This window comes from Mycolicibacter sinensis, from assembly GCF_001667945.1.
In the GTDB taxonomy this organism is placed as follows: domain Bacteria; phylum Actinomycetota; class Actinomycetes; order Mycobacteriales; family Mycobacteriaceae; genus Mycobacterium; species Mycobacterium sinense_B.
This window is the reverse complement of the sequence record NZ_LZJK01000022.1, coordinates 1-26,271: the sequence shown is the minus strand read 5'-3', so window position 1 is coordinate 26,271 and position 26,271 is coordinate 1. Positions and strand designations below refer to the sequence as shown.

25 protein-coding genes are annotated in these 26,271 nt (G+C 68.3%); 12 read left to right on the top strand and 13 right to left on the bottom strand.

Translation table 11 applies throughout. From position 1 onward, the window contains the following. Window positions 1-6: 6 nt before the first annotated feature. The gene (locus A5694_RS02125; protein WP_064920221.1) at window positions 7-588 is read right to left on the bottom strand and encodes a TetR/AcrR family transcriptional regulator; all 582 of its coding nucleotides are present in this window, start codon (window positions 586-588) and stop codon (window positions 7-9) included. Between the two features lie 100 nt (window positions 589-688). Between A5694_RS02125 and A5694_RS02120 the strand changes: the two genes are divergently transcribed. Then, window positions 689-2,026 carry an oxygenase MpaB family protein gene (locus tag A5694_RS02120; protein WP_234786311.1) on the top strand — a complete coding sequence of 446 codons (1,338 nt, stop codon included), beginning with the start codon at window positions 689-691 and terminating at the stop codon, window positions 2,024-2,026. On the opposite strand, the gene A5694_RS02115 is transcribed toward A5694_RS02120, so the two are convergent. Further along, window positions 1,963-3,153, bottom strand: coding sequence for an acyltransferase family protein (locus tag A5694_RS02115; RefSeq protein WP_234786309.1), 1,191 nt, complete (start codon window positions 3,151-3,153; stop codon window positions 1,963-1,965). The genes A5694_RS02120 and A5694_RS02115 overlap by 64 nt on opposite strands. 105 nt (window positions 3,154-3,258) lie before the next feature. On the opposite strand from A5694_RS02115, the gene A5694_RS02110 reads away from it, so the two are divergent. Then, complete coding sequence (locus A5694_RS02110) at window positions 3,259-4,524, top strand: DUF3068 domain-containing protein (protein ID WP_165604270.1); 1,266 nt, start codon at window positions 3,259-3,261, stop codon at window positions 4,522-4,524. Between the two features lie 7 nt (window positions 4,525-4,531). Beyond that, window positions 4,532-6,229, top strand: a complete 1,698-nt coding sequence (locus tag A5694_RS02105; RefSeq protein WP_064920200.1) for a hypothetical protein — start codon at window positions 4,532-4,534, stop codon at window positions 6,227-6,229. On the opposite strand, the gene A5694_RS02100 is transcribed toward A5694_RS02105, so the two are convergent. Genes A5694_RS02100 through A5694_RS02085 form a run of 4 tightly spaced genes read right to left on the bottom strand, consistent with a single transcriptional unit; the run spans window position 6,211 to window position 8,553 of the window. Further along, a complete protein-coding gene (locus A5694_RS02100; RefSeq protein ID WP_064920220.1) occupies window positions 6,211-6,486 on the bottom strand; it encodes a cytochrome C oxidase subunit IV family protein in 276 nt (91 codons plus the stop codon). The genes A5694_RS02105 and A5694_RS02100 overlap by 19 nt on opposite strands. A 5-nt stretch (window positions 6,487-6,491) precedes the next feature. Further along, a complete protein-coding gene (locus tag A5694_RS02095) occupies window positions 6,492-7,103 on the bottom strand; it encodes a cytochrome c oxidase subunit 3 (protein ID WP_064920199.1) in 612 nt (203 codons plus the stop codon). Next, window positions 7,100-7,834 (bottom strand): hypothetical protein, encoded by a 735-nt coding sequence (locus tag A5694_RS02090; protein WP_064920198.1) that lies wholly within the window; start codon window positions 7,832-7,834, stop codon window positions 7,100-7,102. The genes A5694_RS02095 and A5694_RS02090 overlap by 4 nt, the downstream gene beginning before the upstream one ends. Further along, window positions 7,831-8,553, bottom strand: a complete 723-nt coding sequence (locus A5694_RS02085) for a hypothetical protein (RefSeq protein WP_064920219.1) — start codon at window positions 8,551-8,553, stop codon at window positions 7,831-7,833. Before A5694_RS02085 ends, A5694_RS02090 begins: the two co-directional genes overlap by 4 nt. 158 nt (window positions 8,554-8,711) lie before the next feature. Between A5694_RS02085 and A5694_RS02080 the strand changes: the two genes are divergently transcribed. Together A5694_RS02080 and A5694_RS02075 are read left to right on the top strand one after the other, a co-directional pair. Continuing rightward, on the top strand, window positions 8,712-9,332 hold the full coding sequence (locus A5694_RS02080; protein WP_064920197.1) for a TetR/AcrR family transcriptional regulator: 621 nt from the start codon (window positions 8,712-8,714) through the stop codon (window positions 9,330-9,332). Window positions 9,333-9,519: 187 nt separating this feature from the next. After that, window positions 9,520-11,031, top strand: coding sequence for an HNH endonuclease signature motif containing protein (locus A5694_RS02075; RefSeq protein ID WP_064920196.1), 1,512 nt, complete (start codon window positions 9,520-9,522; stop codon window positions 11,029-11,031). Between the two features lie 4 nt (window positions 11,032-11,035). On the opposite strand, the gene A5694_RS02070 is transcribed toward A5694_RS02075, so the two are convergent. Next, entirely contained in the window at window positions 11,036-11,458 is a 423-nt protein-coding gene (locus A5694_RS02070; protein WP_064920195.1) for a thiol-disulfide oxidoreductase DCC family protein, read from the bottom strand. Between the two features lie 19 nt (window positions 11,459-11,477). Then, window positions 11,478-12,632 (bottom strand): glycosyltransferase family 4 protein, encoded by a 1,155-nt coding sequence (locus A5694_RS02065; RefSeq protein WP_064920194.1) that lies wholly within the window; start codon window positions 12,630-12,632, stop codon window positions 11,478-11,480. 44 nt (window positions 12,633-12,676) lie between these two features. Here A5694_RS02065 and A5694_RS02060 point away from each other — a divergent pair, with 44 nt between their 5' ends. The 3 genes from A5694_RS02060 to A5694_RS02050 are packed head-to-tail and all read left to right on the top strand — an operon-like array spanning window position 12,677 to window position 15,775. Beyond that, window positions 12,677-13,447, top strand: coding sequence for a class I SAM-dependent methyltransferase (locus A5694_RS02060; RefSeq protein WP_064920193.1), 771 nt, complete (start codon window positions 12,677-12,679; stop codon window positions 13,445-13,447). 54 nt (window positions 13,448-13,501) lie between these two features. Continuing rightward, on the top strand, window positions 13,502-14,974 hold the full coding sequence (locus A5694_RS02055; RefSeq protein ID WP_064920192.1) for an aldehyde dehydrogenase: 1,473 nt from the start codon (window positions 13,502-13,504) through the stop codon (window positions 14,972-14,974). A gap of 45 nt (window positions 14,975-15,019) precedes the next feature. Next, entirely contained in the window at window positions 15,020-15,775 is a 756-nt protein-coding gene (locus tag A5694_RS02050; RefSeq protein ID WP_064920191.1) for a hypothetical protein, read from the top strand. Between the two features lie 81 nt (window positions 15,776-15,856). Here the strand turns inward: A5694_RS02050 and A5694_RS02045 are convergent, their stop codons facing one another. The 3 genes from A5694_RS02045 to A5694_RS02035 form a co-directional block, all read right to left on the bottom strand. Further along, window positions 15,857-16,345, bottom strand: a complete 489-nt coding sequence (locus A5694_RS02045) for a hypothetical protein (RefSeq protein WP_064920190.1) — start codon at window positions 16,343-16,345, stop codon at window positions 15,857-15,859. Window positions 16,346-16,355: 10 nt separating this feature from the next. Next, on the bottom strand, window positions 16,356-18,191 hold the full coding sequence (locus tag A5694_RS02040; RefSeq protein ID WP_064920189.1) for an acyl-CoA dehydrogenase: 1,836 nt from the start codon (window positions 18,189-18,191) through the stop codon (window positions 16,356-16,358). Window positions 18,192-18,257: 66 nt separating this feature from the next. Further along, the gene (locus A5694_RS02035; protein ID WP_064920188.1) at window positions 18,258-19,079 is read right to left on the bottom strand and encodes an arylamine N-acetyltransferase family protein; all 822 of its coding nucleotides are present in this window, start codon (window positions 19,077-19,079) and stop codon (window positions 18,258-18,260) included. 186 nt (window positions 19,080-19,265) lie between these two features. Between A5694_RS02035 and A5694_RS02030 the strand changes: the two genes are divergently transcribed. After that, on the top strand, window positions 19,266-20,006 hold the full coding sequence (locus tag A5694_RS02030; RefSeq protein ID WP_234786312.1) for a 1-acyl-sn-glycerol-3-phosphate acyltransferase: 741 nt from the start codon (window positions 19,266-19,268) through the stop codon (window positions 20,004-20,006). Window positions 20,007-20,011: 5 nt separating this feature from the next. Continuing rightward, window positions 20,012-21,643 (top strand): acyl-CoA ligase FadD12, encoded by a 1,632-nt coding sequence (gene fadD12 / locus A5694_RS02025; RefSeq protein WP_064920187.1) that lies wholly within the window; start codon window positions 20,012-20,014, stop codon window positions 21,641-21,643. On the opposite strand, the gene A5694_RS02020 is transcribed toward fadD12, so the two are convergent. Further along, complete coding sequence (locus A5694_RS02020; RefSeq protein ID WP_064920186.1) at window positions 21,640-23,058, bottom strand: WS/DGAT/MGAT family O-acyltransferase; 1,419 nt, start codon at window positions 23,056-23,058, stop codon at window positions 21,640-21,642. The genes fadD12 and A5694_RS02020 overlap by 4 nt on opposite strands. 43 nt (window positions 23,059-23,101) lie before the next feature. Next, on the bottom strand, window positions 23,102-24,334 hold the full coding sequence (locus A5694_RS02015; RefSeq protein ID WP_064920185.1) for an alpha/beta hydrolase: 1,233 nt from the start codon (window positions 24,332-24,334) through the stop codon (window positions 23,102-23,104). Window positions 24,335-24,422: 88 nt separating this feature from the next. Between A5694_RS02015 and A5694_RS02010 the strand changes: the two genes are divergently transcribed. Both A5694_RS02010 and A5694_RS02005 read left to right on the top strand, forming a co-directional pair. Continuing rightward, the gene (locus A5694_RS02010; RefSeq protein ID WP_064920184.1) at window positions 24,423-25,319 is read left to right on the top strand and encodes an alpha/beta hydrolase; all 897 of its coding nucleotides are present in this window, start codon (window positions 24,423-24,425) and stop codon (window positions 25,317-25,319) included. A 6-nt stretch (window positions 25,320-25,325) separates the two neighbouring features. Then, window positions 25,326-26,271, top strand: a 946-nt coding sequence (locus tag A5694_RS02005) for an acyl-CoA dehydrogenase family protein (protein ID WP_109535568.1), incomplete at its 3' end; no start/stop codon positions are given.

The following is a 26,271-nucleotide window of genomic DNA, read 5'->3' as shown; positions in this document are numbered from 1 at the left end:
GCGCGTTCAGGTCTGCGCGGCTCGGCTGGCAGCGGTGAACTGAATCGACCGCAGCAGGGCACGCAGCCGCTCGGGCGTGGCCTCGTCGGGTTCGCTGAGCCGCAGCTGCAGCAGTTCACGACCGACCGCGGCCACGATGCGGGCGGTGTAGTCCGGGTCCGGCAGATCCGGAAGCGTGCGCAGCAGTTCGCGCGTGAGAAACCCCCGGACGGCGGCCTCGGCGCGGGCCAGGCGCTCGTGCAGCTCCGGTGGCGCCCCCTGCGGCGGAAACAGGAACAGCCGCCACGTCGGCGCGTGGCCGTCGGCGGCCCGCAGCACCCCGTCGAACACCCGCGCCAGGAAGCCCTCGGCTTCGGGATTTTCGGTGCCGGTGATCGCATCGGCGAACTGGGCGGCCGCCCGGCCCGCTTCCCGGTCAATAAGCGCGACGAAAAGCCCGGCGGGACTGCCGAATTGCTGATAGATCAGCGAGCGGTTGACGCCGGCCGCCACCGCGACCCGGTTCGGCGTGGCCGCGTGGAACCCCTCGGCGTCGACGATCGCATGGGTGACGTCGAGGATCTGCTCTCGCCGCGCCTCACCTGACATCCGCCGCCGGCCGCTCGGAATCACGCTTGACAGCATAACTAACGGGCTGTTAGCTGTAACTAACGAAATGTTAGTTAATCGGAGGTCTTCTGTGCCCACGCTGCCCACGTCGCCCTTGCACTACCCCGAGCTGCACGAGCGGGTCCGCCGACAGGCCGAGCTGCTGCCGGAGCTCTACGGCGACTTGGACTTCGACACGCAGCCCTACCGCACGACGACCAACCCCGATGACGTCTCGTCACTGCGCGGCCGGCCCTCCACCCGAGCCAAGCTGCTCGCCGACGAAGCCGCGGTCGAGCTGATCTCGACGGCGACCTGGCTGGGCGATGTGGTGTCGGACTCCTATGCCGCGCTGATGGGCCAATACAGCGTCAGCACCCTGATCAGCATGCTCAAGCTGGCCTGCCGCAATGGCATCGACGCGGTGCCCGACGCGCCGCCCGAGCTGGCCGCGTTCATCGCCGACATGGAAGCCACCCCGGACTGGCTGGACATGGACCTGGTGCGCGAGGGTGCCGAGCATTCCCGTATCCCGATGGCGCTGTTGGCGCCGTTCGTCGTCCGCGGGGCGTTCATCGCGACCTTCCTCAACACCTACGCGGCGCTGCCGATGGCCTTGACCGGGGCCCTGTCGGGCAATCGCGCCGCGCGCCGGGTCAATGAGACCACCAGTTTCTTCGCGGTGACCACCCTGCCCGGCGCGCTGGACCGGTACGGGCCGGGCTTCGAGGCGGCGGCCATGGTGCGGCTGATGCACTCGATGGTCCGCTTCAACGCGCTCAAGCGTTCCCCGAAGTGGGACGTCGAGGTCTACGGGCTGCCGATCCCACAGCTCGATCAGATGCCGGCCGGGATGATCAACCTTTACCTGCTCGCGATGGACGCCCGCCGCCAGGGCCGCACGGACTTCACGCCGAGCGAGCGCGCCGTCGTCGAATTCACCCGCTATCGCTGCGTTCTGCTCGGCCTGCCCGAGGAGTTGCTACCGACCACCCCCGGCGAGATCATCCGGGTGCTCAGTGCCCGTTCGGCGATGCTGCGCGACGACTTCGATGACGCCACCTGCGGGGAGTTGGTCCGCTCGACCATGGCCGCTTATCTGCGGCAGGAGGACACGATGCGCGAGCGCATCGCCGATGCAGTCGAGAAGAGCTACAGCAAGTTCTTTTTCGTCCGGATGTTCGCCGGCGGCAAGCGTGCGGTGGCCGCCAAGATGGGTGTCACACTCGGGGCGGGCGACTATCTGCGGATGGCCCTGACGGCCCCGTTCGTGTACGGCCGGGTGTTGGTGGTGCAACGCGCTGTCCACACGCCCGGCTTGCGCCGGATCACCAACGCCTATGTACTCCGGCTGCTCAAGCGGCGGCTGAAGGCCTACGGTACGGCCGAATACACCAGCGATGTCGCCGAGTACACGCCGTCCGGCAGGGCCGCCTGAGGGGCGTCGGTGCGCGCGGCGCGGTGCCGGGTCTCCCAGCCGCGCAGCTTCTCCCGGCAGGGCTGCTCGACCAGGGCGTAGCTGACCGCGGCGATCGCGACAGTGAACACCATGGTCAGCACGAGCACCACGGCCATGTCCCCGGTGAACGCGAAGCGGCCGATCACCGGGAACACCATGTCGAGGGCGGCCAGGTGCCAGATGAAGATGCCGTAGGACCAGCGGCCCAGTGTGACCATCGGCGCGCTGGCCAGAAATCGGTGCGGCGTGTCGGGCCGGTCCAGCACCAACGGCGCCAGCAGCGCCCAGGCCAGCACACCGCCCATGGCGGTGCGCACGATGAACTGGCCGACGGTGGCCGAGGTCAACCCCTCCGGGCCGGCCAGCGGCGAGGCGGCCACCAGAAACGCGGCGAGGGTCAGCACCGCCATCGGCAGGCGCCGGCGGGCCAGCCGGTGCACCCGGCCGACGGGACTGAACGCCCACTCGGCCAGCAGCATGCCCGCCCCGAACCAGCAGCCGTAGGCCGGCGCCCAGTTCAGCGGGTTCACCCCGTAAGGGGTATGGATCGGCAGGTATCCCCAGCCCAAACTGAGCAGCGACACCGCGGCGATCACCGGCACCCGGGCGCGCACCGGCAGGTGCTTGGCCCCCAGCGCCAGCAGCGGCAGGGCGATGTAGAAGCTGACCTCCACCGCCAGGCTCCACATCTGGGTCAGGCCCGGGGTCAAGGTCAGCGGCACATAGATCTGCGTCATCGTCAGGTTGGCCAGCCAGACCGTCAGGCTGGCGCCACCGGCGTCGGGCAGCAGGGCCAGGATCACCACCACCGACACCAGGTAGGCCGGCATGATCCGCACCACCCGAGACCGCAGGTAGTGCCCGGTGCGCGGCGCCGGGCGCAGCCCGCGCGCGGCCGCGGCATGCCCCCGCCACAGCAGGAATCCGCTCAGGGCGAAGAACACCGCCACGGCCATGTCGAAACGCCCCCACAGCCGGCCGGTGATCCCGGTCGAGTGCCCGGTCTGAAAGGCGACGTGCGTGATGACCACACCGATGGCGGCGCAGGCGCGCATCCCCTCGACCGCGGGCAGGAAGCCGCGCACACCCCCAACCTGCTGGTTCATCTGATCACGATCCAAAACATCAATGGACACACAGTAGCTGTTTGAGGTTCTGCTGTTAGGGTCAGACAGATTTAGGTGTGGGTTGGAAAAGGAGGGTACGGCGACGTGAACCGAGCAGTCATGATGCGTATCGCGGCATGCGCAGTCATGGGCCTCGGCGCCGCCTTGCTGATCGCAGCCCTGTTGCTGTCCACCTACACCGCGGGCCGGATCGCCAAGATCCCGCTCGACCTCGAGGTAACGTTGATCAGCAATGGCAGCGGCGCCGCGCTCGACCCGGAGTCGCTCGGGAGTGAACATGCCGTCGTCGATCAAGATGTGCCGCTGGTGGCCCAGCAACAGATCGGGGTCGAGTCGCCCGCCAACGCCGAGGTGGTGACCCTGCAGGCCGGCTCGTCGCTGCGGCGTGCCGACCGGCAGAAGGACACCGGCCTGCTGCTGGCCATCGTCGACACTGTGACGCTGAATCGCACCTCCGCCGAGGCCGTTTCGGACGACACCCACCCGGGCGGCTCGGTGCAGCGGCCCCGCAATTTCGACGACGACAGCCCACCCACCAACATCGCGCTGCCGCACGAGGGGCTGTCCTACCGGTTCCCCTTCGACACCCAGAAGCAGTCCTACCAGTACTTCGATCCGATCGCCCAGAAGGCCTACGAGGCCAACTACGAGGGCGAGGACGATGTCAACGGGCTGACCACCTACCGGTTCGTCCAGAACGTCGGCTACGACCCGGACGGCAGCTTGAGCGAGCCGGTGCGCTATCCGTCGCTGTACGGCCACGATGAGGACGGCGAGATCACCGCTCCGGCCCGGATGTGGAACATCGAGGGCGCCGACCCCGACGAGGACATCACCATGACGCGGTACTACGCCGCGCAGAAGACGATGTGGGTGGATCCGGTCTCGGGCACCATCGTGAAATCGAAGGTGCACGCCAACCACTACTACGCTCGCGACCCGCTGAAGCCGGAGGTGGCGCTGGCCGACTACACGGTCACCAGCTCCGAGGAGACCATCGAGGCACAGGTCGACGCCGCCCGCAACGAGCGCGACCGGGTCGCCCTGTGGTCGCGGGTCCTGCCCATCACGTTCACCGCCGCTGGGCTGATCTGTTTGATCGGCGGTGTTCTGGTCGGCTGGTTCAGCCTGCCGGCCGAGGCCGCCCTGGGCCGGCCGGGCCGCGGTTCCGACGGTGGGTTCTTCGGCGGCTTCGCACCCAAGTCACCGTCGGCCGAGCCCGCTTCGGGCGCCGAGGCCGAGACGGAGAAGCTGCCGACACAGCGTCCGCAGCTGGACCGCCCGGCGACGCCACCAGAGCCCGGCCCACCGGATCGCGGAAACCCCGATCCAGCAACCGATCAGCCCTAACCCCGCGGTGGTGCGGGCCGGGCGCTGGATTGCGCCGTGCTACGCACTGGGGCTGACGCTGCTCGTACTTGCGCCGCTGCTGTGGCCGGGTTATCTCCTGTTGCGCGATGCGGTGTCGACGCCGCGGTCGTATCTGACCTCGACCGCCCTCGGCCTGGGTGAGGCGGCGCCGCGCGCGGTACCGCAGGACTTCGCTGTGGCGCTGGCTTCGCGACTGGCCGACGGCGGCATCGTGGTCAAAGCGCTGCTGCTCGCGGGTTTATGGCTGGCCGGCTGCGGTGCGGCAAGGCTGGTGGCCACGGTGCTGCCGGCCGCGGGGCTGCCCGGCCGGCTGGTGGCGGTCACCGTCGCGATCTGGAATCCCTATGTGGCCGAGCGGTTGTTGCAGGGGCATTGGAGTCTGCTGGTGGGCTACGGATGCCTGCCGTGGGTGGCGGTCGCGATGCTGGAGCTGAGGTCCGGTGGCGGCGGGCTGTTCGGGTTGGTGTTCTTCCTGGCACTGGCCGGATTGACTCCGACCGGGCTGCTGTTGGCCGCGGTGGTGGCGCTGGTGTGCGTCGCGGTGCCGGGTGCGGGGCCGCCGAGGTGGTGGTGTGCCACGAGCGTGGTGGCGATCGCGACTACCGCCGCGCTGCCCTGGCTGATGGCCTTGATGGTGAGCCCGGGATCCGCGCGCGGTGAATCCGCCGGGGTGTCGGCGTTCGCGGCCCGCGCCGAGCCGGGGCTGGGCACCCTGGGCAGCCTCGCCGGGCTCGGCGGGATCTGGAATGCCGACGCGGTACCTGGTTCGCGGGCAACGGTTTTCGCATTGCTGGCGACGGCGGTATTCCTCGGTGTGGTGGCGCTGGGGCTGCCGGCGGTGCGAGACCTGCCCGCCGCGCGGCCCCTGCTGGTGCTGGCGGGCGCGACGGTGCTGGTGTTGGCGATCCTGGCCACCGGCCCGGGCCTGGCGGTGCTGCGCTGGGCGGTCGATGTCGCGCCCGGTGTGGGGATGCTGCGCGACGGCCACAAGTGGGTGGCGCTGGCGATGCCCGGTTACGCGCTGGCCGGCGCGGGCGCGGTAGCGGGTCTGCGAAAGCGGCTGCCACCGGCCCGGGCGGCGCTGGTGTGTTGTGCCGCGCTGATCCTGGTGCTGCCCGACCTGGGCTGGGGCGTGGCTGGGCGGCTCAAACCGGTGCGGTACCCGCCCGGCTGGGCGGCGGTGGCGGCCAAGATCAACGCCGATCCGCGCCCGGTGGCCGTGCTGCCGGCCGACACGATGCGGCACTTCTCCTGGGCCGGTCCGGCGCCGGTGCTCGACCCGCTGGGCCGTTGGGTGCGCGCCGAGGTGCTGGCGACCGGCGATCTGCGTGTCGGGGAGCAGACCGTACCCGGCGAGGGCAGCCACGCCCGCGGGGTACAGCAGGCGCTGCTCTCGGGCGCGGACCCGGCCATGCTCGGCGTCTACGGGGTGGGGTGGGTGGTCACCGAGTCCGGTTCGGACGGCGAGATGGGAGCTGCGCCAAAAACCCTGATGCGGTTGCCGATCGCCTACCGCGACTCCGACTTCACCGTCTACCGGGTCGGCGGCCGTGCACCCGAGGTCTCCGCCGGCCCGCGCCGGGCCGTGCTGGCGGCGCACCTGATATGGCTGGCGATGCTGCTGGTGGGTGCGGGCGGTCTGGCCGCACCGCTGGTTCGCCGAACCTACAGGGCGGCGAAGTAGAAGCCGAACAGCAGCCCGAACAGCGCCAGCAGCCAGCCGTTCGTGGTCACCTTGAGCCAGGTCGGGGCGTGGCGGACCTCCATGAAGTGCCATATCACCAGCTGCGTCTTGAGCGCGGCGATCGACAGCACTACCACGGTGACGGTGGCGTTCAGGTGCGCTTCGCCGCCGTCGCGGGCGGTCTGCCACGACGCGATCGTCACCACCGTAAGCAGCGCCCACACGAAGATCAGCGGGTTGCGGCGGTACGCGGTCACAGCCATCACCTCATCAAGTACAGCAACGCGAACAGGATCAGCCACAAGACATCGACCATGTGCCAGTAGGTTGCGCCGGTCTCCACCAACGAGATTCGTGGTTCGGCTGCCCCGCGTAGCTCGCGGACGACGAAGCACAGAATCACCAGCCCCAGGAACACGTGGCACAGGTGCATTCCCGTCATCACGAAGTAGTACATGAAGAACAGGTTGGTTCCCGGTGTCATCCCGGCGGTGACCTCCGGGATGTATTCGAACATCTTGAAGAGGGGAAACGCCGCACCGCAGGCCAGCGCGACGCAGAACAGCCGGTGGGCTTCCGGGGTCCTTCCGGCTCGGGCGGCAGAGGTGCCGAGTGCGACGAAGAGCGAACTGGTCAGCAGCACGACGGTGTTGACGATCCCGATATTCAGGTTCACCTTCGCCTGGCTGGCCAGGAACATGGCATGGTCTTGGCCGCGGAAGTACGTGTAGGACACGAAGTAGGCGGCAAAGATGAACAGGTCGCCGATGACGAAGAACCACATGCTGGCTTCGCCGGGCAGGTGCCCGCGCGCCTGGGGGTTTGGCGTCATCTCGTCGGCACCGATGCCGAGCCCCGCTTCGACTTCGGTCATGTGCCGGCTCCGGCGGGTTCCAGCGCAACCCAAGCGTTTTCGAGCTCGGCCTCGGGCTGGTTCTTGATCGATCGGTAGATGCACGCGTAGACGATGAACTGCCATGAGACGTAGAGCGTCATGGCGAGCCAGAACGTCATCAGACCGTTCCAGGCGAAGGGCCCTGACTTGGTGATCCACACCGGCGCGGCCATCAACTCGGTCACGTATTGCCAAACGGTGTAGTAGCCCAGCCATTTCGGCAGGATATTGTTCTCGTCGAGAATGATCGCCAGGCCGAAGGCCATCCACATGATGCAGAAGCATCCCAGCGAGCCGATGAACGCCAGGTAGCCGAAGTCGTAGAGCATCGCCAAGATCGCCGGGTCGTAGCCGGGTCGGAATGCGCCGAGCCCGAAGCAGAACATGCCGAACAGCATGCCGACGATGGTGCCGGTCATCGCGCCCATCATGACGGTGTACCGGAACACCGGGCTGACCGACATCCGCTTGATCTGGATGAGGTAGCAGGCATTCGATACGGGCGCTAGGCCGAACGCCAGTGTCAGCACGGTGCAGGCGATCAGCAGGTTGTGCGACTGCATGAAGTCGAGGATCTGGGGCTGCGAGGCGCTCGGTGAGCGGGGCGGCATCATCCAGCTCAAGGGGACGAAGACCAGCCCGAACAGCGCGAAGAAGACCGGGACCGACCAGAAGGCGATCCACTGATCCCGTTTCGCGGCCTTGGTCATGCCAGCGCCTCGCGCTCGTCACCCTGGCGATTCACCACATCGCGCAGAACCGCGAACATGACCACGAGATAGCCGGCGAAAACGCTGAGCCGCAGGGTGAACGAGAGCGAACCGTCCCAGGCCAGCGGCCCGGTTTTGTACAGCAGCGAAAACGCGCTCGGAACCAGCAGTGCGGCCACCGCGATGTTGAAGTGCGCCACCCAGCGCGGGAAGACCGGGGCTGGCCGGGCGTCCAGGTAGATGCTGACGGCCAGGCAGAGATTCTGCACGATGATGGTGCCGACGGGTGCGATGAAGAAGAACCACGCCATGTCGTTGAGCAGGCTGATGAGTTGCGGGTCGCGTTCGGGCCGGAACGCCGCCATCGCCCAGCAGTAGTCGGCGAGGATGAATGCCGTCAGGCCCACTCCGACGCAGAGCAGGTAGGCGTAGGTGAAGACGCTGCTCGACGTCGCGGTCCGGGAGATCTGCACCGCGGTCACCGCGAAGAGCGGAACCAGCGAGCACGCGATGAGATTGCACAGGATCGTGACGCCCAATATGCCGGTGACGTTCTCGGCGAAAAAGGCCGCGACTTGTTCGGGGGTCAGCGTCGGCGACAGCGGCGGCGAGAATACCGGGAACAACAGATAGGCCAACGCGAACAAGGCCGCCGACGGCGGCACCGTCCACAACAGGATGCGTTGCCCCCTGGTGTTCATCCCCGTCGCTGTCGTCATCGCCCACCCTGCCTGGTCTGCCACCACCCGCTCGGTTGCTAGGTCTAACACACTCACTGACAAATGACAACGAAAAATGCCGCCGCTCATCGTTCAGCTACGCGCAAACAGCCAGTCCAGGGGCATCCTCAGGTGACATCCGTCAATGATCGACTGGGGTGCGGCACAATGGGCGCGTGCCCGAGAGTGCGACCCAGCGTGAGACCCAGCGCCGCAGAACACGTGCTCGAGTGCTCGACGCCGCGATCGTGGAGTTTCAGCGGGCCGGCACCAACGCGGCAGACATCAACGCCATCGCCAAGGCGGCCGGGGTGGCACGCAGTACCTTCTACTTCCACTTCCCCACCAAGGAGCACGTGCTGCTCGAGCTGATCCGACGAGACGAGATGCGCCTCGCCGAAGAACTCAGTCGATTCCTCGACATGCGCCGCTCGCTGGCGGCGGTGCTGAAGGTGATCGTGGAGCTGGTTCTGGCCCTCGAAAGCCGCTGGGGTGCAGCGCTGTTCCGCGATGTGCTCAGTCTCTACTTCTCGCCCAGCCGGCCCGAACCGGAGCAGTGGGCCAGCCACCCGACGTTCGTGCTGCTGGCCGCCGAGATCGAGCGTGCCCGCATTCGCGGTGAGCTCTACGACGACGTGGACTCCTACCACAGCGCGGCGTTCTTTCTCCTCGGTGTCTACGCGCTGCTGACCACGGTGGGCGAATCCCAGGCGGAACGCGATGTGGCACTGAAGAAATTCGTGACCAGCACCCTGCGCAGCATGGTTCCGCAGGCCTGATGGCGGCGTCATCCGGAGATTGAAGCCGGTGTCGGTGGCTGTAGGTGTACCGGTGCAGGCCGGGGCCGGATCCGCAGAAGTGACCCGCTCGGATCACGCTATTGGAGAGCAGCGACGCCCGGAAGCCCGCCGCCGCGTCGCATAAGGGCGCGCCCCAGTGTCGCCGATAAGGCGTACAATCGAAAGTATGTTCGAAGCGATCGACTTGCCTGGCCCCGACGCCCTCGCCGAGCTCGACGAGGCCGCGCTGGTGGCAGCGATCGGAGGGTGGGCCCAAGCGGAGGCCGTCGCGGCCTCCCGCCGCCTGGCGGCGATCGCCGAGCTGGTGGGCCGCAAATTGTACGACGACCCAGCGCGTTCGAAATGGGCTTGCGACGGCTGGGACGCGGTGGCCGCCGAAGTCGCTGCTGCCTGCGATATCAGCCACAGCAAGGCATCCGGGCAGATGTACTTGGCTTCGGCGCTGCGCGAACGCCTCCCCAAGGTGGCGGCACTGTTCGCCGCCGGACAGCTCAACGCGGCCCTGGTGTCCACCATCTCCTGGCACACCACCTTGATCCAAGACCCTCGGGCCATTGCCGCGGTCGATACCGCCCTGGCCGCCGACGCCCTGCACTACGGGCCGCAGTCGGCGTTCAAGACCGGGCAGGCCATCGACGCGGTCGTCGAGGCGCACGACCCGCAGGCCCTGCGCCGTAGCCGGCAACATGCCCGCTCCCGCGACCTGGTGGTCGACAAACGCAACACCGACCACGCCACTACCCCGCTGTGGGGCCGCCTGCACGCCCACGACGCCGAAGCCCTCGACCGGCGGCTGATGGTGATGGCGCACAGCGTCTGCGACGACGATCCGCGCACCATCGCCCAACGTCGCGCCGACGCCCTCGGCGCACTGGCCGCCGGCGGGCAGACCCTGGCCTGCGGGTGCGGCAACGAGGACTGCCCTGCCGTCCAGGACCGTCCGGCAAGCTCGGTGCTCATTCACGTGCTGGCCAGCGCCGAAAGCCTGGGCACCGGTGTCGACGCGCACCGCAACGGTGACGACCCGTCGCCGCCGATCGACCGCCGGAACTTGTTCGCGCCAGTGGAGCGCCCCGCCGAGCCCGACCCGCCCCCGAAGGCCCCGCCGGCGCTGCTGCTGGGCGGGCCGCTGATCCCGGCACCGATGCTGGCCGAGCTGATCGCCGCCGGCGCCACCATCAAACCGGTGCGACACCCCGGACCTGATAATGCCCCCGAGCCGAGGTACCGGCCCTCGACCGCATTGGATGAGTTTGTGCGCTGCCGGGACATGACGTGTCGGTGGCCCGGTTGTGACCGGCCGGCGGAATTCTGCGACCTCGACCATGCCATCGCCTATGCGCTCGGCGGGCCGACACATCCGTCGAATCTGCGTTGCCTGTGCCGAAAACACCACTTACTCAAGACGTTTTACGGTTGGCGCGACCGCCAACACGCCGACGGCACCATCGACTGGCTCAGTCCGACCGGCCAGACCTACACCACCCGCCCCGGCAGTCGGCTGTTGTTCCCCGCCCTCTGTGAACCGACAGGCCGGCTACCCGCACCGACTGACCGGCAATCGGATTCGTCCGGCCGAAGCCTGATGATGCCCATCCGACGGCGGACTCGGGCCCAGAACCGAGCCCGGGCGATCGTCGCCGAACGCGCCCTCAACACCAGGCCACCGCCAACCTGAGCCCTCAATCCAGGAACCGGGCGCGCACTTCGGGGGCCGGCAGCGGGCAGGTGTCGTGCTTGCCGCCGATTCGATAGCGGACGGCGGCGAAACGGTCGTAGAGCCGGTCACGGATTGCGGCGGGAATGAGGCGGGCCGCCAGAAGTAGCCGGAACGGCCCGGCCAGATAGCGCACCACCTCCAGGGCCCCCGCTGATCGGACACTGACTCGCTCATCGGGTCGACCTGGGTTTTCGACGAACACCATGGAGTCGATGTCCTGCAGATCCGGATGGCGCTCGATGACCGCGCGCGCGAAGTCGCTGTCCAGGGCGGCGAATCGCAAGGTGCCGTGCCGGTCGTGGCGAAGGATGGTCTGGACCGATCGGTTGCAGACCCCACAGACACCGTCGTAGAGCAGCACGGGAGTCGCGTGATCGTCGGTCATCGGCGCACCTCCGCGTCGCTCAGACCACGCCGCTGACGTACCGACGCTCGCGGACCGCCGACAAGACCTCGCGGAACCCGTCAGCGCTTTGCCGCCAAGAGAATTCGGCGCTGCGATCCTGCGCCTTGCCGCCGAGCTGTTCACGCAGCACCGGGTCGGCCAGCAGGCGGTGCAGCTGCTCGACCAGCTCATCGCGATCATCGACCAGCAGCCCGGTCACGCCGTCGACGATCGAATCGGACAGCCCGCCGGAAGCCCGGTAGCCGATGGTGGGCACTCCGTGCTGGCCGGCTTCGATGACGGCCAGACCCCAGCCCTCTTTGCGCGACGGCAGCACATGCACCCACGCCTGTTGCACCAGATGGTGTTTGGTGTCCTCGTCGACGTGGCCGTGGAAGGTCACCGCATCGGTGATCCCCAGTGCTGCCGCGTGCTGCACCAGTCGGTCGCCCCACCAACCGCCGCCGATGACGTCCAGTCGCAGGCCGGGCACGCGGGGACGCAGCGCGGCGACCGCATCGAGTGCGTCCTCGATCTGCTTGTGCGGCACCAGCCGCGACAGCACCACCACCCGAGGGGTGTCGGCGCGCGGACCCGCCAGCGTCGCCGCCGGCGCCTCGTCGAGGCCGTTGCGCACCACCGCGATGCGTTCGGCGCCTACGCCGAGTTCGATCAGGTCGCGTGCTGAGGGCAGCGACACCGTCAGGTACTGATTGCGGCGGTTCAGCCACGGCGACAATTTCGACTCCACCAGCCAGCCGATCCGGCTCAACACCGGTCCGGCCACCGGCCACTGCTCACGGTGGCAGTGGTGCACCAGCATCGCCACCCGGCGCCCGTAGATCAGCCGCGCCAAAAACGGCAGCCCGTTCTGGGTGTCGATCACCGCGTCCGGCCGCACCTGCCGCAGCGGCCCCAGCCCGAGGCGTGCCGCCGCCATCACCGCCAACGCCCACAGATACACCGTGTAGGGACCGCCGCGGCGACTGATCCGCACCCCGTCGATCACCTCGTGTTTGGGTGCGCCCGGATAGCGGGCGGTGCGCAGCGTGACCGCGACTCCGCCGGCGGCCAGCTCGGCGCCGATGCGCTGCAGATAGGTCTCGCTGCCGCCGCCCTGCGGATGCCCGGTGTCACGCCAGCACAGCAGCAGGACGGAGCGCACAGCAGACACAGCACTACAGGGTAGTCCCGCCGGTGGCGCTTAAGCTGGGGCCGGTGGCCGCCACCGACCTGTTCGCACGACACGCGACGCTGGCCCGCTCGGTGCGCCTGCTGGGCCAGTTCCGTCACGAACAGAGCGACCCGGCCCGCTTCTATGGTGCGTTGGCCCTCGACACCGCCACCCTGGTCACCGAGCTGTGGCGGGGCGTCAACGGGGACGACCCCACCGGCAGAACCGTGCTCGACGTCGGCGGCGGGCCGGGTTACTTCGCCACCGCATTCGCCCAGGCGGGCCTGCGCTACATCGGGGTGGAACCGGACCCCGCGGAAGTGCATGCGATGCACGCGGCCGGGTCCGCGTCGTCCCCGGGCACCTTCGTGCGCGCCTCCGGGACGGCGTTGCCCTTCGCCGATGACAGCGTGCACATCTGCCTGTCTTCCAACGTCGCCGAGCACGTGCCGCGGCCCTGGCTGCTGGGTAACGAGATGCTGCGGGTCACCAGGCCGGGCGGGCTGGTGGTGCTGTCCTACACGGTGTGGCTGGGTCCGTTCGGCGGCCACGAGATGGGTCTGACCCACTATCTGGGTGGGCACAGAGCCGCGGCACGCTACACCCGCAGGCACGGCCATCCGCCCAAAAACAACTACGGTTCGTCGTTGTTCGCGGTCTCGGCGGCCGAGGGCCTGGAGTGGGCCCGTCACACCGGCGCACTGGTCGCGGCTTTTCCCCGTTATCACCCGCGATGGGCATGGTGGATGACCGCCGTCCCGGGCTTGCGCGAGTTCGCCGTGAGCAATCTGGTGCTGGTTCTGCGACCCGACTGACTCCATTGACTGCAACGTGTTCTAATCCGCGCGTCGGCTAGGTAGGGTGACGCCATGACCGACTCCAGCATCACCGAATACGACACCCTCTTCATCGGCGGCAAGTGGACCGCCCCGTCCACTGACCAGGTCATCGAGGTGCGCTGTCCGGCCACCGGCGAATACGTCGGCAAGGTGCCGCTGGCAGCCAAGGCCGATGTGGACGCCGCCGTGGCGGCCGCGCGCGCGGCCTTCGACTCCGGGCCATGGCCATCGACGCCGCCGGCCGAGCGGGCCGCCGTCATCGCCGCGGCGATCAAGCTGATGGAGGAGCGCAAGGAGCAGTTCACCTCGCTGTTGGCCGCCGAGACCGGCCAGCCGGCGATGGGTGTCGAGACCATGCACTGGCTGAGCTCAATCGGGGCACTGAACTTCTTCGCCGGCCCCGCCGTCGACGAGGTCAGTTGGGAAGAGGTCCGCACCGGCGCATACGGCCAGACGATCGTGCGCCGGGAGCCGCTGGGAGTGGTCGGCGCGATCGTGGCCTGGAATGTGCCGCTGTTCCTGGCGGTCAACAAGCTGGGGCCGGCGCTGCTGGCCGGCTGCACGGTGGTGCTCAAGCCGGCCGCCGAGACGCCGTTGAGCGCCAACCTGTTGGCGCAGGCGTTCGCCGATGCGGGCTTGCCGGACGGGGTGCTGTCGGTGGTGCCGGGCGGGGTGGAGACCGGCCAAGCGCTGACCTCCAACGCCGACGTGGACGTCTTCTCCTTCACCGGCAGCTCGGCCGTCGGCAAGGAGATCGGCAAGCGCGCCGCGGAGATGCTCAAGCCGTGCACCCTGGAGCTCGGCGGCAAGTCGGCGGCCATCGTGCTCGAGGATGTCGACCTGGCCTCGGCGGTCCCGATGCTGGTGTTCTCCGGGATCATGAACACCGGCCAGGCCTGCGTGGCCCAGACCCGCATCCTGGCGCCGCGCTCGCGTTACGAGGAGATCGTGGAGGCGGTCAAGAACTTCGTCACCGCCATGCCGGTCGGCGTGCCCAGTGACCCGGCCGCCCAGGTCGGCGCGCTGATCAGCGAGAAGCAGCGCGAGCGGGTCGAGGGCTACATCAAAAAGGGCATCGAGGAGGGCGCCCGGCTGGTGTGCGGCGGCGGGCGTCCCGAGGGTCTGGACGGCGGCTTCTTCGTGCAGCCGACCGTGTTCGCCGACGTGGATAACTCCATGACCATCGCCCAGGAGGAGATCTTCGGGCCGGTGCTGTCGATCATCGCCTACGACACCGAGGACGACGCGGTCAAGATCGCCAACGACTCGGTGTACGGGTTGGCCGGCAGTGTGTGGACCGCCGATGTTCCGCGCGGGATCGAGATCGCCAAGAAGATCCGCACCGGAACCTACGCGATCAACTGGTATGCGTTCGACCCCTGCTGCCCGTTCGGCGGCTACAAGAACTCCGGCATCGGCCGGGAGAACGGCAAAGAGGGCGTCGAGCACTTCACCCAGCAGAAGAGCGTGCTGATGCCGATGGGTTACACACTGGAGAGCTGAGCGCTTTGCCGTTGACGCAACGGTAAGCCCATATACTTCGCGTTCGTGGGCAGACTGCTTTGGTTTGCACCCTGGGCCGTGTACTGGGTGCTGGTGGGAAATACACCGCTGCTGATCGCGGCGGTGGTGGCGCTGGCCCTAGCGGTGGCCGTGGTGGTTATCGGCCGCGAGCCCTCGGCACGGTTCGTGGGGACCGGAGCCATCGCGACGTTCGCGGTGCTGGCAGCGCCACCGCTGGCGTTGGGCTGCGCGCAGCGGTGGGTGCTGCCGCTGAGTTTCGCCGGCCTGCTCGCGACGTTGCTCGCCGGCACGATGCTGGGCAGATGCGTGGTGGCGGCCGTCGCAAAGGTCGATCTGCCCGCGGCGGTGGAGCAAAGCGAACTGTTCGCGCCGGTCGTGAACCGGTTGACCGGGATCTGGCTGGGTGCGCTGGCAGTGATGTCGGTGTCGGCGGTGATCCCGGCGATCCTGCGGACCGACGCCGGTGCGCCGCTGTCCTACCTGTGCTCCTGGGTGGTGCCGTTCGGGATCCTGGCCGCCGCCGCGATCGCCTCCCGTATCCTGGGCGACCGGATGACCGCCGGCTTCGGCGACGCGGTGCGCAAGACCAGCTTCGTCGCGTTCGTCGACATGGAGATCGATCAGCTCTATTACCTGGCCCAAGAACACGCCAACCGGGAAGTCGGCCCAGGCCAGGAGGCCTACAACGTCACCGTCGGCGCGAAGGGAACAGCGTTGGTGGGCGATGACACCCGGGTATCGTGGCCGTCCACCTACAAGGTGCGGCAACGGCGCAGCTGAGCCGCTTCACGGCGCCCCTTCAACGCAGGCGGCTGCCGACGCTGCGAGAGATTCTCCCCAGGTGCGGGGAACAGCCGTAGCTCACCCGTTGAGCTGACGGCGCCGGTACTGGATGCAGCGCCCGACTTCGGCGCGGTAGTGGTCCTCGTCGAACCCACCGGCGGCGTAGAGCCGCGACCCCAGCCGGCCGCGCAGCTCATCAAGGTTCACGTCGGTGGTGGCGTTGGCCAGTACCCAGTCGACGGCGGCTTCGCTGCCCTGGGCTCGGCAGATCCGGTCGGCCTGCCGGCCGGCGGCGCCCTTGTGGAAGCGGGCGAAGCCGGCCTTGCTCCACGACCGGATCTCCCGGGCCTCCAGGTCGAGAAGTTCACGCAGCACCGACGCCGGACCGTCCGCCACGGTCTTGAACGGTGCGGCGTCGGCGAAGGTCAATGCCCCGTCGGGACGCCGGATCCGTTCGATATCCGGTTCCACCATCACCGCGCCGCGGCCCTTGGCCAGCTCGTGGGCCCACCGGACGACCGTGTAGCCGTGGTCGGGCAGTCGGTATTTGCCAGTGTGGGTGTCCACGCTGCGGACTCTAGAACGCCTCCTCGGGCAGATCCATCACCGCCAGGTCGTTGTTTTCGACGATGCGCCGTTCCGCACTGAGTCGGGGCAGCACATTACTGGCGAAAAACCCTGCCGCGGTAACTTTTCCACGGTAGAAGTTCCGGTCACCATCGTCAGGCTCGCCATTCAGCGCACCCAGCGCGATCTCGGCTTGGCGCAGCAGCAGCCAGCCGATCACCAGGTCACCGACGGCCAGCAGGAACCGCACCGACTCCAAACCCACCCGGTAGAGCTCGCGGGAATCCTGCTGCGAACCGAGCAGATAGCCGGTCATGGCGGTGGCCATCGCCCGCACGTCGTCGAGGGCGCCGGCCAGCAGTTTGCGGGAGTCGGCCAACTCGGCGCGGGCATCACCGCTGTCGAGGAACGCATCGATCTGGGCGATCAGGTGCCCCAACGCCACGCCGCGGTCACGGGCAATCTTGCGGAAGAAGAAATCCTGCGCCTGGATGGCGGTGGTGCCCTCGTAGAGGCTGTCGATCTTGGCGTCGCGGATGTACTGCTCGATCGGATAGTCCTGCAGGAAGCCGGATCCGCCGAAGGTCTGCAGCGCATCGGTCAGGTACTGATAGGCCCGTTCCGAACCGACGCCCTTGACGATCGGCAGCAGCAGATCGTTGACCCGCTCGGCCATCTCGGCGTCGGCTCCCGACACCTGCAGGGCAACCTGTGGGTTCTGGTGGGCTGCGGTGTAGAGGTACAGCGCCCGCATCCCTTCGGCGTAGACCTTCTGCATCATCAGGGCACGGCGCACATCCGGGTGGTGGAGGATCGTCACCCGCGGCGCGGTCTTGTCCGTCATCTGGGTCATGTCGGCACCCTGGATGCGGGTCTTAGCGTACTCGAGTGCGTTGAGGTAGCCGGTGGACAGTGTAGCAATGGCCTTGGTGCCCACCATCATTCGCGCGTATTCGATGACATGGAACATCTGCGCGATACCGTTGCGGGCATCACCGACCAGCCAGCCCTTCGCCGGAACGCCGTGCTGGCCGAAGGTCAGTTCGCAGGTCGTCGAAACCTTCAGTCCCATCTTGTGTTCCAGTCCGGTGACGAAGACCCCGTTGCGCTCACCGGGCTCACCGGTCTCGGGGTCCGGCAGGTACTTGGGCACCAGAAACAGGCTGAGCCCCTTGGTTCCCGGCCCGGCGCCCTCGGGGCGGGCCAGCGTCATGTGCATGATGTTCTCGAACAGGTCGTCACTGTCGCCGTTGGTGATGAACCGCTTGACGCCGTCGATGTGCCAGCTGCCGTCGGGCTGCTCGATCGCCTTGGTACGACCCGCCCCCACATCAGAGCCAGCATCCGGCTCGGTTAACACCATGGTGGCGCCCCAGTTCCGCTCGATCGCCATGGCTGCCCAGTGCCGCTGCTGTTCGTTGCCCAGGTCGTAGAGGATGTTGGCGAAGACGGGGCCGGCCATGAACATGAACACGGCGGGATTTGCGCCGAGCACCAATTCGTTGATGGCCCACGACACCATCGCCGGCGCCGGCACACCGCCGACCTCCTCGGTCAGGCCGATGCGGAACCACTCGCCTTCCTGCCAGGCCCGCAGTGACGCCTTGAACGGCTCGGGCAGCGTCACGGTGTGGTTGGCCGGGTCGAACACCGGTGGGTGGCGGTCACTGTCGGCGAACGATTCGGCCACCGGCCCTTCGGCGAGCCGGGCGGCCTCGGCCAGCATCTGGCGCACGGTGTCGCCGTCGAGGTCGCCGAAGGCGCCCCCAGCCAGGCACTGCTCTAACCCCAGCAGCTCGAACAGATTGAATTCCAGGTCGCGGACATTGCTCTTGTAATGACCCATGGATCCAGCATGCGCCACAACCCGCGGCGACTTCCGGAGTTTGCGCATCCCGGCCGGTGGCCGGTCTCAGCTGTCGAGAACCTGCGCCACCCGATCCTCGACATCACCAAGACCACTCAGATCGATGCCGAATCGCTCGGTCAGTGCCGCACAGACCTGCGCGGCGTCATCGAAGCGCACCCGTTCGGTGCCGCCACGAGCATGGACGGCCAGGTTGCGCCCGCGCAGGTTGCATCGGGCGTCATCGGTCACCACCGCCGCAGTGAGCCCGACGACGAAGTTCGACTCCGGATAGGTCGACACATACCAACTGCCCACCTGCATGTCGATCAGTGGTCGCGGCTGCAGGCCGAAGGTGTACAGCGGGCGCCAGGCCTCGCCGATCAGCGACTCCAACACATATCCAGCGCGGTACCGCCGCAGCCGGAACGGCTCATGCGGCGTGGGCTGCACCGCGTCGGCGACCAGCCGGATCGGTGCGGTCAGGGTCTGTCCGCCGAAGCCGACGTCAACCAGGTACGGCTCGTCGCTGCCCGGGATGCGCACCGCCAGCGCCTGATGGGTCTGCGGGTGCGGCGGACCATCCAATCCGTCCGGGCTCATCCACACCACCCGCGCGGCCAGCCGGTCGACGGCGAACCCGAGTTCGCGCAGCACAGCGTGCATCAGGTTGTTGTGCTCGTAGCAGTAGCCGCCGCGGCGCCGCGCCACCAGCTTGGCAGTCAGCGCCGGCACGCTCAGATCGATCACCGGCACACCGGTGAGTGGGTCGAGATTCTCGAACGGGATGTGGCGGACATGCGCGGCCACCAGGGCGGCCAACGTCTCATAGGTGGGTTCGGTACCGCCGCGGTAGTGCACACGGTCGAAGTACGCCGTCAGGTCGATGCCCGAACCCCCTCAGCTGCCGGTGGAGTCGTCGCCGATGCTATCGACCACCGGCGTCGGGGCGGTAGCATGAGCAAAACTAGAACACGTTTCAAAGGGGCCGTGGTGGACACACCGGACAACGACTGGTCGGAGGACGTGCCCAGGCCCATCACCAAGTGGGACCCGGGCCTGACCGAACGGGTGATGGGTTTGCTGCGTCCGCTGATCAAGGGCTACCACCGGGCCGAGGTGCGCGGCCTGGATTCCTTCCCCAACGGCGGCGCCCTGGTGGTGTCGAACCATTCCGGCGGCCTGTTCGCGATGGACGTCCCGGTCTTCGCCACCGGCTTCTACGACAAGTTCGGCTACGAACGCCCGGTCTACACGTTGAGCCACGACCTGATCTTCACCGGCTTCACCGCCGACTTCTTCCGCAAGACCGGGTTCATCCCGGCCAACCACGACAACGCCGACGAGGCACTGCGCTCCGGTGGCGTGGTGGTGGTCTTCCCGGGCGGTGACTACGACGTCTACCGGCCGACGTTAGAAGAGAACAAGATCGACTTCGGCGGCCGCAAAGGCTACATCCGTGCCGCACTCAACGCCGGCGTGCCGATCGTGCCGACCGTGGGAATCGGCGGCCAGGAAAGCCAGTTCTACCTGTCGCGCGGCACCGGGCTGGCCAAGGCCCTGCGGTTGGACAAACTGATGCGCGTCAAGATTCTGCCGATCTCGTTCGGCTTCCCGTTCGGCCTGTCGGCGGTGTTGCCGGTCAATCTGCCGCTGCCCACCAAGATCGTCATGCAGGTGTGCGAGCCGATCGACGTCGTCGCCGAATTCGGCGAGGACCCCGATATCGACGTCGTCGACGCGCATGTGCGCGCCGTCATGCAAGACGCCCTGGACAAGCTGGCGCGCGAGCGGCGCCTGCCGATCCTGGGCTGAGCGCGATGACGCTGTTCGACTCGCTCAATCGGGCCGGCTCGATGCTGGCGACGTTCACCCGGGCCGGTCTGCTGACGCCGCTGCGACCCGACAAATACCTGCGGATCGCCGCCGCCGCGGCCCGCGAGGGCGGCACCACCACCACCGGGATCGCCATGGCGGCGCAACGGTGCGGGGAACGCACCGCGATCATCGACGAACGCGGCACCTGTACCTATACCCAGCTCGACCGCCGCTGCGACGCGCTGGCCGCTGCCCTGCAGCACCTGCCCGGCCGGACGCCGCGGGCAATCGCCCTGATGTGCCGCAACCACCGCGGCTTCATCGAGGCGCTGGCCGCCGCCAACCGGGTCGGCGCCGACGTCTTGCTGCTCAACACCAGCTTCGCCGGGCCGGCGCTGGCCGAGGTCGTGGCCCGCGAAGACGTCGACCTGATCTTCTACGACGAGGAGTTCACCGCGGCGGTGGATCTGGCCGTGCCGGCCGGTTCCGGGTGCACACGGGTGGTGAGCTGGACCGACGGGGAGAGCGCCGGTCTGACGATGGACGACCTGATCGACGCCAACGCCGGGCGGCGGCCGACGAAACCGACCCGGTCCGGTGCGCTGGTGATGCTCACCTCCGGAACGACCGGCACACCGAAGGGTGCGCGTCGCTCCGGGCGGGGCGGCGGCGGCATCGCTGATCTTGCGGCCATATTCGACCGAATCCCTTGGCACACCGAGGAAACCGTGGTCATCGCCGCACCGATGTTCCACGCCTGGGGGTTCTCCCAGCTGGCGCTGGCGTTGACGATGGCCTGCACCATCGCCACCCGCCGCAAATTCGATCCGGAGGCCACCCTGGCACTCGTGGAGGACAATGATGCGACCGGCTTGTGCGTCGTACCGGTCATGTTCGACCGGATCATGGCGTTGCCCGATGAGGTCCGCGCCGAATACCCTTGCACGTCACTGCGGTTCGCAACCGCGTCCGGGTCCCGGATGCGCCCGGAGGTGGTGACGGCGTTCATGGACGCCTTCGGCGACGTGGTTTACAACAACTACAACGCGACCGAGGCCGGCATGATCGCGCTGGCGACCCCGCAAGACCTGCGCTATGCCCCCGACACCGCCGGCCGTCCGGCGCCGGGCACCGAGGTCCGGATCCTCGACGCCGATTTGGCCGACGTGGCAGCCGGAGTTACCGGGCAGATCTTCGTGCGCAACTCCTCGCAGTTCGACGGCTACACCAGCGGTGACTCCAAACAGTTCCATGACGGTTTCATGGCCTCCGGCGACGTGGGCTATTTTGACGGCACTGGACGGCTTTTCGTGGTCGGCCGTGATGACGAGATGATCGTCTCCGGCGGCGAGAACGTCTACCCGATCGAGACGGAGAAGGCGCTGACCACCCATGCCGCCGTCGCCGAGGCCGCTGTGATCGGTGTCGACGATGCCGACTACGGGCAGCGCCTGGTGGCCTTCGTCGTGTTGGAGCCCGGCGCGGTGGCCACTCCCGACGAGTTGAAGCAGCATGTGCGCGACAACTTGGCCGGCTATAAGGTGCCCCGCGCGATCACAGTCCTGGAAGCGTTGCCGCGCAACAACACCGGCAAGGTGTTGCGCCGCGAGTTGCAGGCGATGGTCGATCTCTAGGCGGGCGCCATCGCGGTCTCGACCGGCGTCAGCGGCTCGGAAATCCCTGCGGCACGGCGAATCGCGATGAACTCCTCGACCATGGCGCTGGTCACCTCGTGCGGATCCTCGACGGTGGCGCCGTCGGTCAGGACCGAGATGTTGAGCTGATCCACATAGCTCCACACGGTGATGTTCAAGCCGCTGCCGGCGGTCAACGGCCCGACCGAGTAGATCTCGGTGACCAGCGCACCACCCACCCGGCCGCGTTCCCGCGGACCCGGGACATTGGAGATGTTGAGGTTGAGCACCTTGTTCTGGCCGTCCTTGCCGGACAGCCACCGGAACAGCGACTCCGCCGGTGCCGGCGGGAGGTACGCCGACCACCGGCTGACCAACTCCGGTCCGACCAGGTGGTGAGCCTCCTTGGCCAGATCGGCTGCCTCCCGGGCTTTTTCCACCCGCACCAGCACGTCCTCGACGTCGACCGGCAACGCCACCAGCACCCCGGAGAAGCGGTTACCGGAGATCCGGTCCGGGGAGAAATCGAAGCTCATCGGCACCGATGCCAGCAGCGGATGGTCCGCCTTGCCGTCGTAGCGCAGCAGCAGCGTCCGTAACGCCCCGGCCGAGATGGCCAGCACCAGGTCGTTGATCGTCGCCCCCAAGTGCTTGCTGGTCGCCTTGATGTCGGCCAGCGCCAGTGTCGCGGTGGCGAACCGGCGTTGCGGGGTGAGCATGTGGTTGATGAAGCTCGGTGGCGGTGTGAACGGCCGGGTCAGTTCCGCGGAGAGTTTTCGGGTACTGCGCCGGACCCGCCCGACGCCGGCAGCGGTGTAACTGATCGTCGCCGGAATCTTGCCCAGCTGCCGCAGGTGGTCGCGGAACGCCGATCGCACCAGTTGGCCCCGGGTAGGGGCCGGATCGGTTTCGTAGGAATCCCGTTCGAACTGCGGACCGGTCAGCAGATCCATGCCGCGGGCCATCAGATTCGCCGAGGCTATCCCGTCGGCCAGGGCGTGGTGGATCTTGCCGACCACCGCAATCCGGTTGTCGGCCAAGCCCTCGATGAAGTACATCTCCCACAGCGGGCGGCTACGGTCCAGGGGCGTACTGGCGATCTGCCCGATGGCCTCGTCGAGTTCGCGGCGACCGCCCGGCGCTGGCAGCGAATACGGCCGGATGTGGTAGGTCAGGTCGACTTCGCAGTTCTCCCGCCACATCGGGTGGTGAAATTTGCCCGGAATGTCCACCAGTTGGTAGCGGAACGGGTCCAGCTTGTAGAGCCGGCCGTGAATCACCCGGCGGAAAGCCTCGACATCGAACCCGCGCCGGTCGGCGTCGAGCTCGATGACCGCCACCTTGAGGGTGTGCATGTGCACGTTCGGTGTCTCGCTGTAGAGCAGCACCGCGTCCCACCCGCTGAGTCGCTTCACCGTCCGACCATCCCCATGCAGGGACCTTACCCCGCCCCGGGGTTCAGATGACCTGTTTGCTGCCGATCGTGGTGCGGTCCCGGTGAATCTGGTTGAGGAATAACCCGATTGCGGTGCTCACCGCACCGGTGCGGGCGCCGTCGGTCATGTCGAAACCGTGCCCTGCGCCGGGTAGCTCGAGGTATCCGACCTTGGAGTGTGACACCGCCCGCAACCGATCGGCGAAGACCCGGGCCTGCGCTACCGGGATCACGGTGTCGGCACTGCCGTGCACCACCAGGAACGGGGGCGCCTCGCGATGCACCCGCGCGATCGGTGAGGCCTTGCGGTAGAGGTCGCGGTGCCGCCGGATCGACTTGCCGACCACCACGCGTTCCAGGAAGTCGACGAACGCCACCCGTTCGGGCGTGGACCGATCCTGCCAGTCGTAGCGGCCGTAGATACCGACCACGGCGTCCACTGAGGTGTCAGCGCCGTCGGGGAGTTGGTCGCCGAACTCCCGATCGCCGACCGCGCTGCCGGTCAGCCCGGCCAGGGCGGCCAGATGCCCGCCTGCCGAGGAGCCCGCCACCGCAATGAAGTTGCGATCCCCGCCGAACTTGTCAACGTTGGCGTGCGCCCAGGCGATCGCGGTCTTGACGTCGATGATGTGGCGCGGCCAGCGGTTGTGCGGTGCGACCCGATAGTCGATGGACAGGCAGACCCAGCCCTGCTCGGCCAGGTGCGACAGCAACGCGTAGCCCTGCAGCATCCGGCTGCCGTGCACCCAGGCGCCGCCGGGCACGTAGATCAGCACCGGAGCGGGGGTCGTCGGCAGCTGCCGGGGCGCCCACACGTCGAGCACCTGGGCCGGGTCACTGCCATACCGCACGCCGGAGCGGTGAATGTGGCGCCGATGCTGCCAGGCCTTCCACACCGGCGGAGCCTGCTCCGGTTGCGGCCATTCGATGTCGAGGTCGGCGCCGGTGACGACGCCGCGCAAGGCGGCTTCGGACACCGCCTGGGTCTGCTCGCGGTCGCGCTTGCGGGCGGTGGCGGCCCCCGGCGTCAGCCACGACTTGGCCGCGCTGGAGAAGAACTCCGGCATGTGGCGGGTGCCCCACACTCCCATCGCGGTCATCCCGCCCAGGGGTTCCAGCCGCTTGCCGACCACCGGCAGGGAAGCTGAAGCGACACTGAATGCCAGCAGGTAGTCCGCGGGGCGGGCGCGCTTCAGCCAGCGCAGGCGGCCGGTCAGGTTCCAGCCGGTCTCCCGGGTCTGCGGTGCTGCAGTCATTGGGGGAGAGTACCGCGCTGACGCGAGAGTAAACGGCAATCGGGTGGGTTGTCGGCCGCAAGCGTCGGCCACCGGCAATACTGAGCCGATGGTAAGCAGTGCGTTCCACCCAGATCTGCGCAGAGCGGCCCGATTCCTCCCGCGTGGCGGAATCGGGCCCCGGACCCTGCCCGTGCTGCGCGCGCTCACCGGCATGCAGGGCCGCCGCACGCCCAGCGGCATCGAGGTGCTGGCCCTGCCGTCGGGCGGCAACGTCCGGATCTTTCGGCCCCGCAGCGGTGCGGCTGAGCCCGCTCCGGCGCTGCTGTGGATTCATGGCGGTGGCTACGTGCTGGGCCAAGCCGCCCAGGATGACCGGCTCTGCCGCCGGTTCAGCGACGAGCTCGGCATCACCGTGGCGTCGGTGGACTACCGGCTGGCACCCCAGCACCCCTACCCCGCCGGATTGGAGGACTGCTGGGCAGGGCTGACCCTGCTGGCCGGGCTGCCCGAGGTCGATCCGGCGCGGGTGGCGATCGGCGGGGCCAGCGCGGGTGGCGGGCTGGCCGCCGCCCTGGCGCAGCTCGCGGTCGACCGCGGCGAGATCCAACCGGTGCTGCAGCTGCTGGTTTACCCGATGCTCGACGATCGCAGCGCTTCGTTGCCGGCCCATCCGGGCTACCGGTTGTGGAGCCCGCGGAGCAACCTGTTCGGCTGGACGTCCTATCTGGGCGGCGCGGACCCGCAGGTCGCGGTGCCGGCTCGGCGGGCCGATCTGAGCGGGCTGGCGCCGGCCTGGATCGGGGTGGGCACCCTGGATCTGTTCCACGACGAGGATCTGGCCTACGCGGACCGGCTTCGGCAGGCGGGTGTGCCGTGCGAGGTCGAAACCATCCCGGGGGCGTTCCATGGTTTCGATCTGCTGCTGACCAAGGCGCCGGTGTCGCGGTCGTTCTTCGCCAGCCAGTGCGCGAGCCTGCGAAACGCCTTCGCCCGGGAAGGCTGATTGGCGGTGCCAGGTCCTGAGGAGCTGCGCGCGCTGCGCGGTGCGGTCGCCGAGTTGATGGCCAAGGCCGACGGCGACTGTTGGGACGACCTGGCCGCGATGGGTCTGCTCGGACTGCTGGTTCCCGAGGAGTACGGCGGCGCCGGAGCCGGACCGGTCGAAGTGGGCGTGGTGGCCGAGGAACTCGGCCGAGTACTGTTCGCCGGACCGTACTTGTCGACGGCCGTGCTCGCGGTGAACCTCCTTGCCGCCCTAGGGGATTCAGCGGAGTGCGACGCGGTGTTGCCAGCGATCGCTGCCGGGACGAAACGGGTTGCGGTCGCGTTCGCCGAGGGTCACTCGACCCGCCCGCCCGCTGAACCGGCGACCTCGGCCCGCGGAGACGGCGCACCCCTGGTGACCGGTGCGAAGCGGTTCGTGCTCGATGCCGACTCCGCCGACCTGCTCTACGTGCTCGCCGCCGCCGACACCGGGCCGGGTGTGTTCGCCGTCGATCCCGCCGGACCGGGCGTCACCGTGGAACCGGTGACGACGGTCGATGCGTCCCGCCGGCTCTGCGCCGTCCGGTTCACCGATGCCCCGGCCACTGCGGTCGGTACGCCGGGCCGCGGCGTCGAGGCCGTGACCGTGGCGCTGGACCGCTCCGCGGTGGCGCTGCTCGGCGAGCAGGCCGGTGCGGCCCGGCGCGCGATGGAGATGGCCCGTGACTACGCCAAGACGCGCTATCAGTTCGGCCGGGCCATCGGCAGCTTCCAGGCCGTCAAGCACATGTGCGCCGACATGCTGTTGGAGGCCGAGTCCACGGTGTCGGCCGCACGTCACGTCGCCGCGGCCGCCGCCGACGGCTCAGTGGGCTGGCTCGCCGACCTCGCGCTGGCGCAGGTACCGGTGGGCGGGGTGTTCCCAGGTGAACCCGATACCGCCGTGCACCTGAATGTTGGTGGCGCCCACG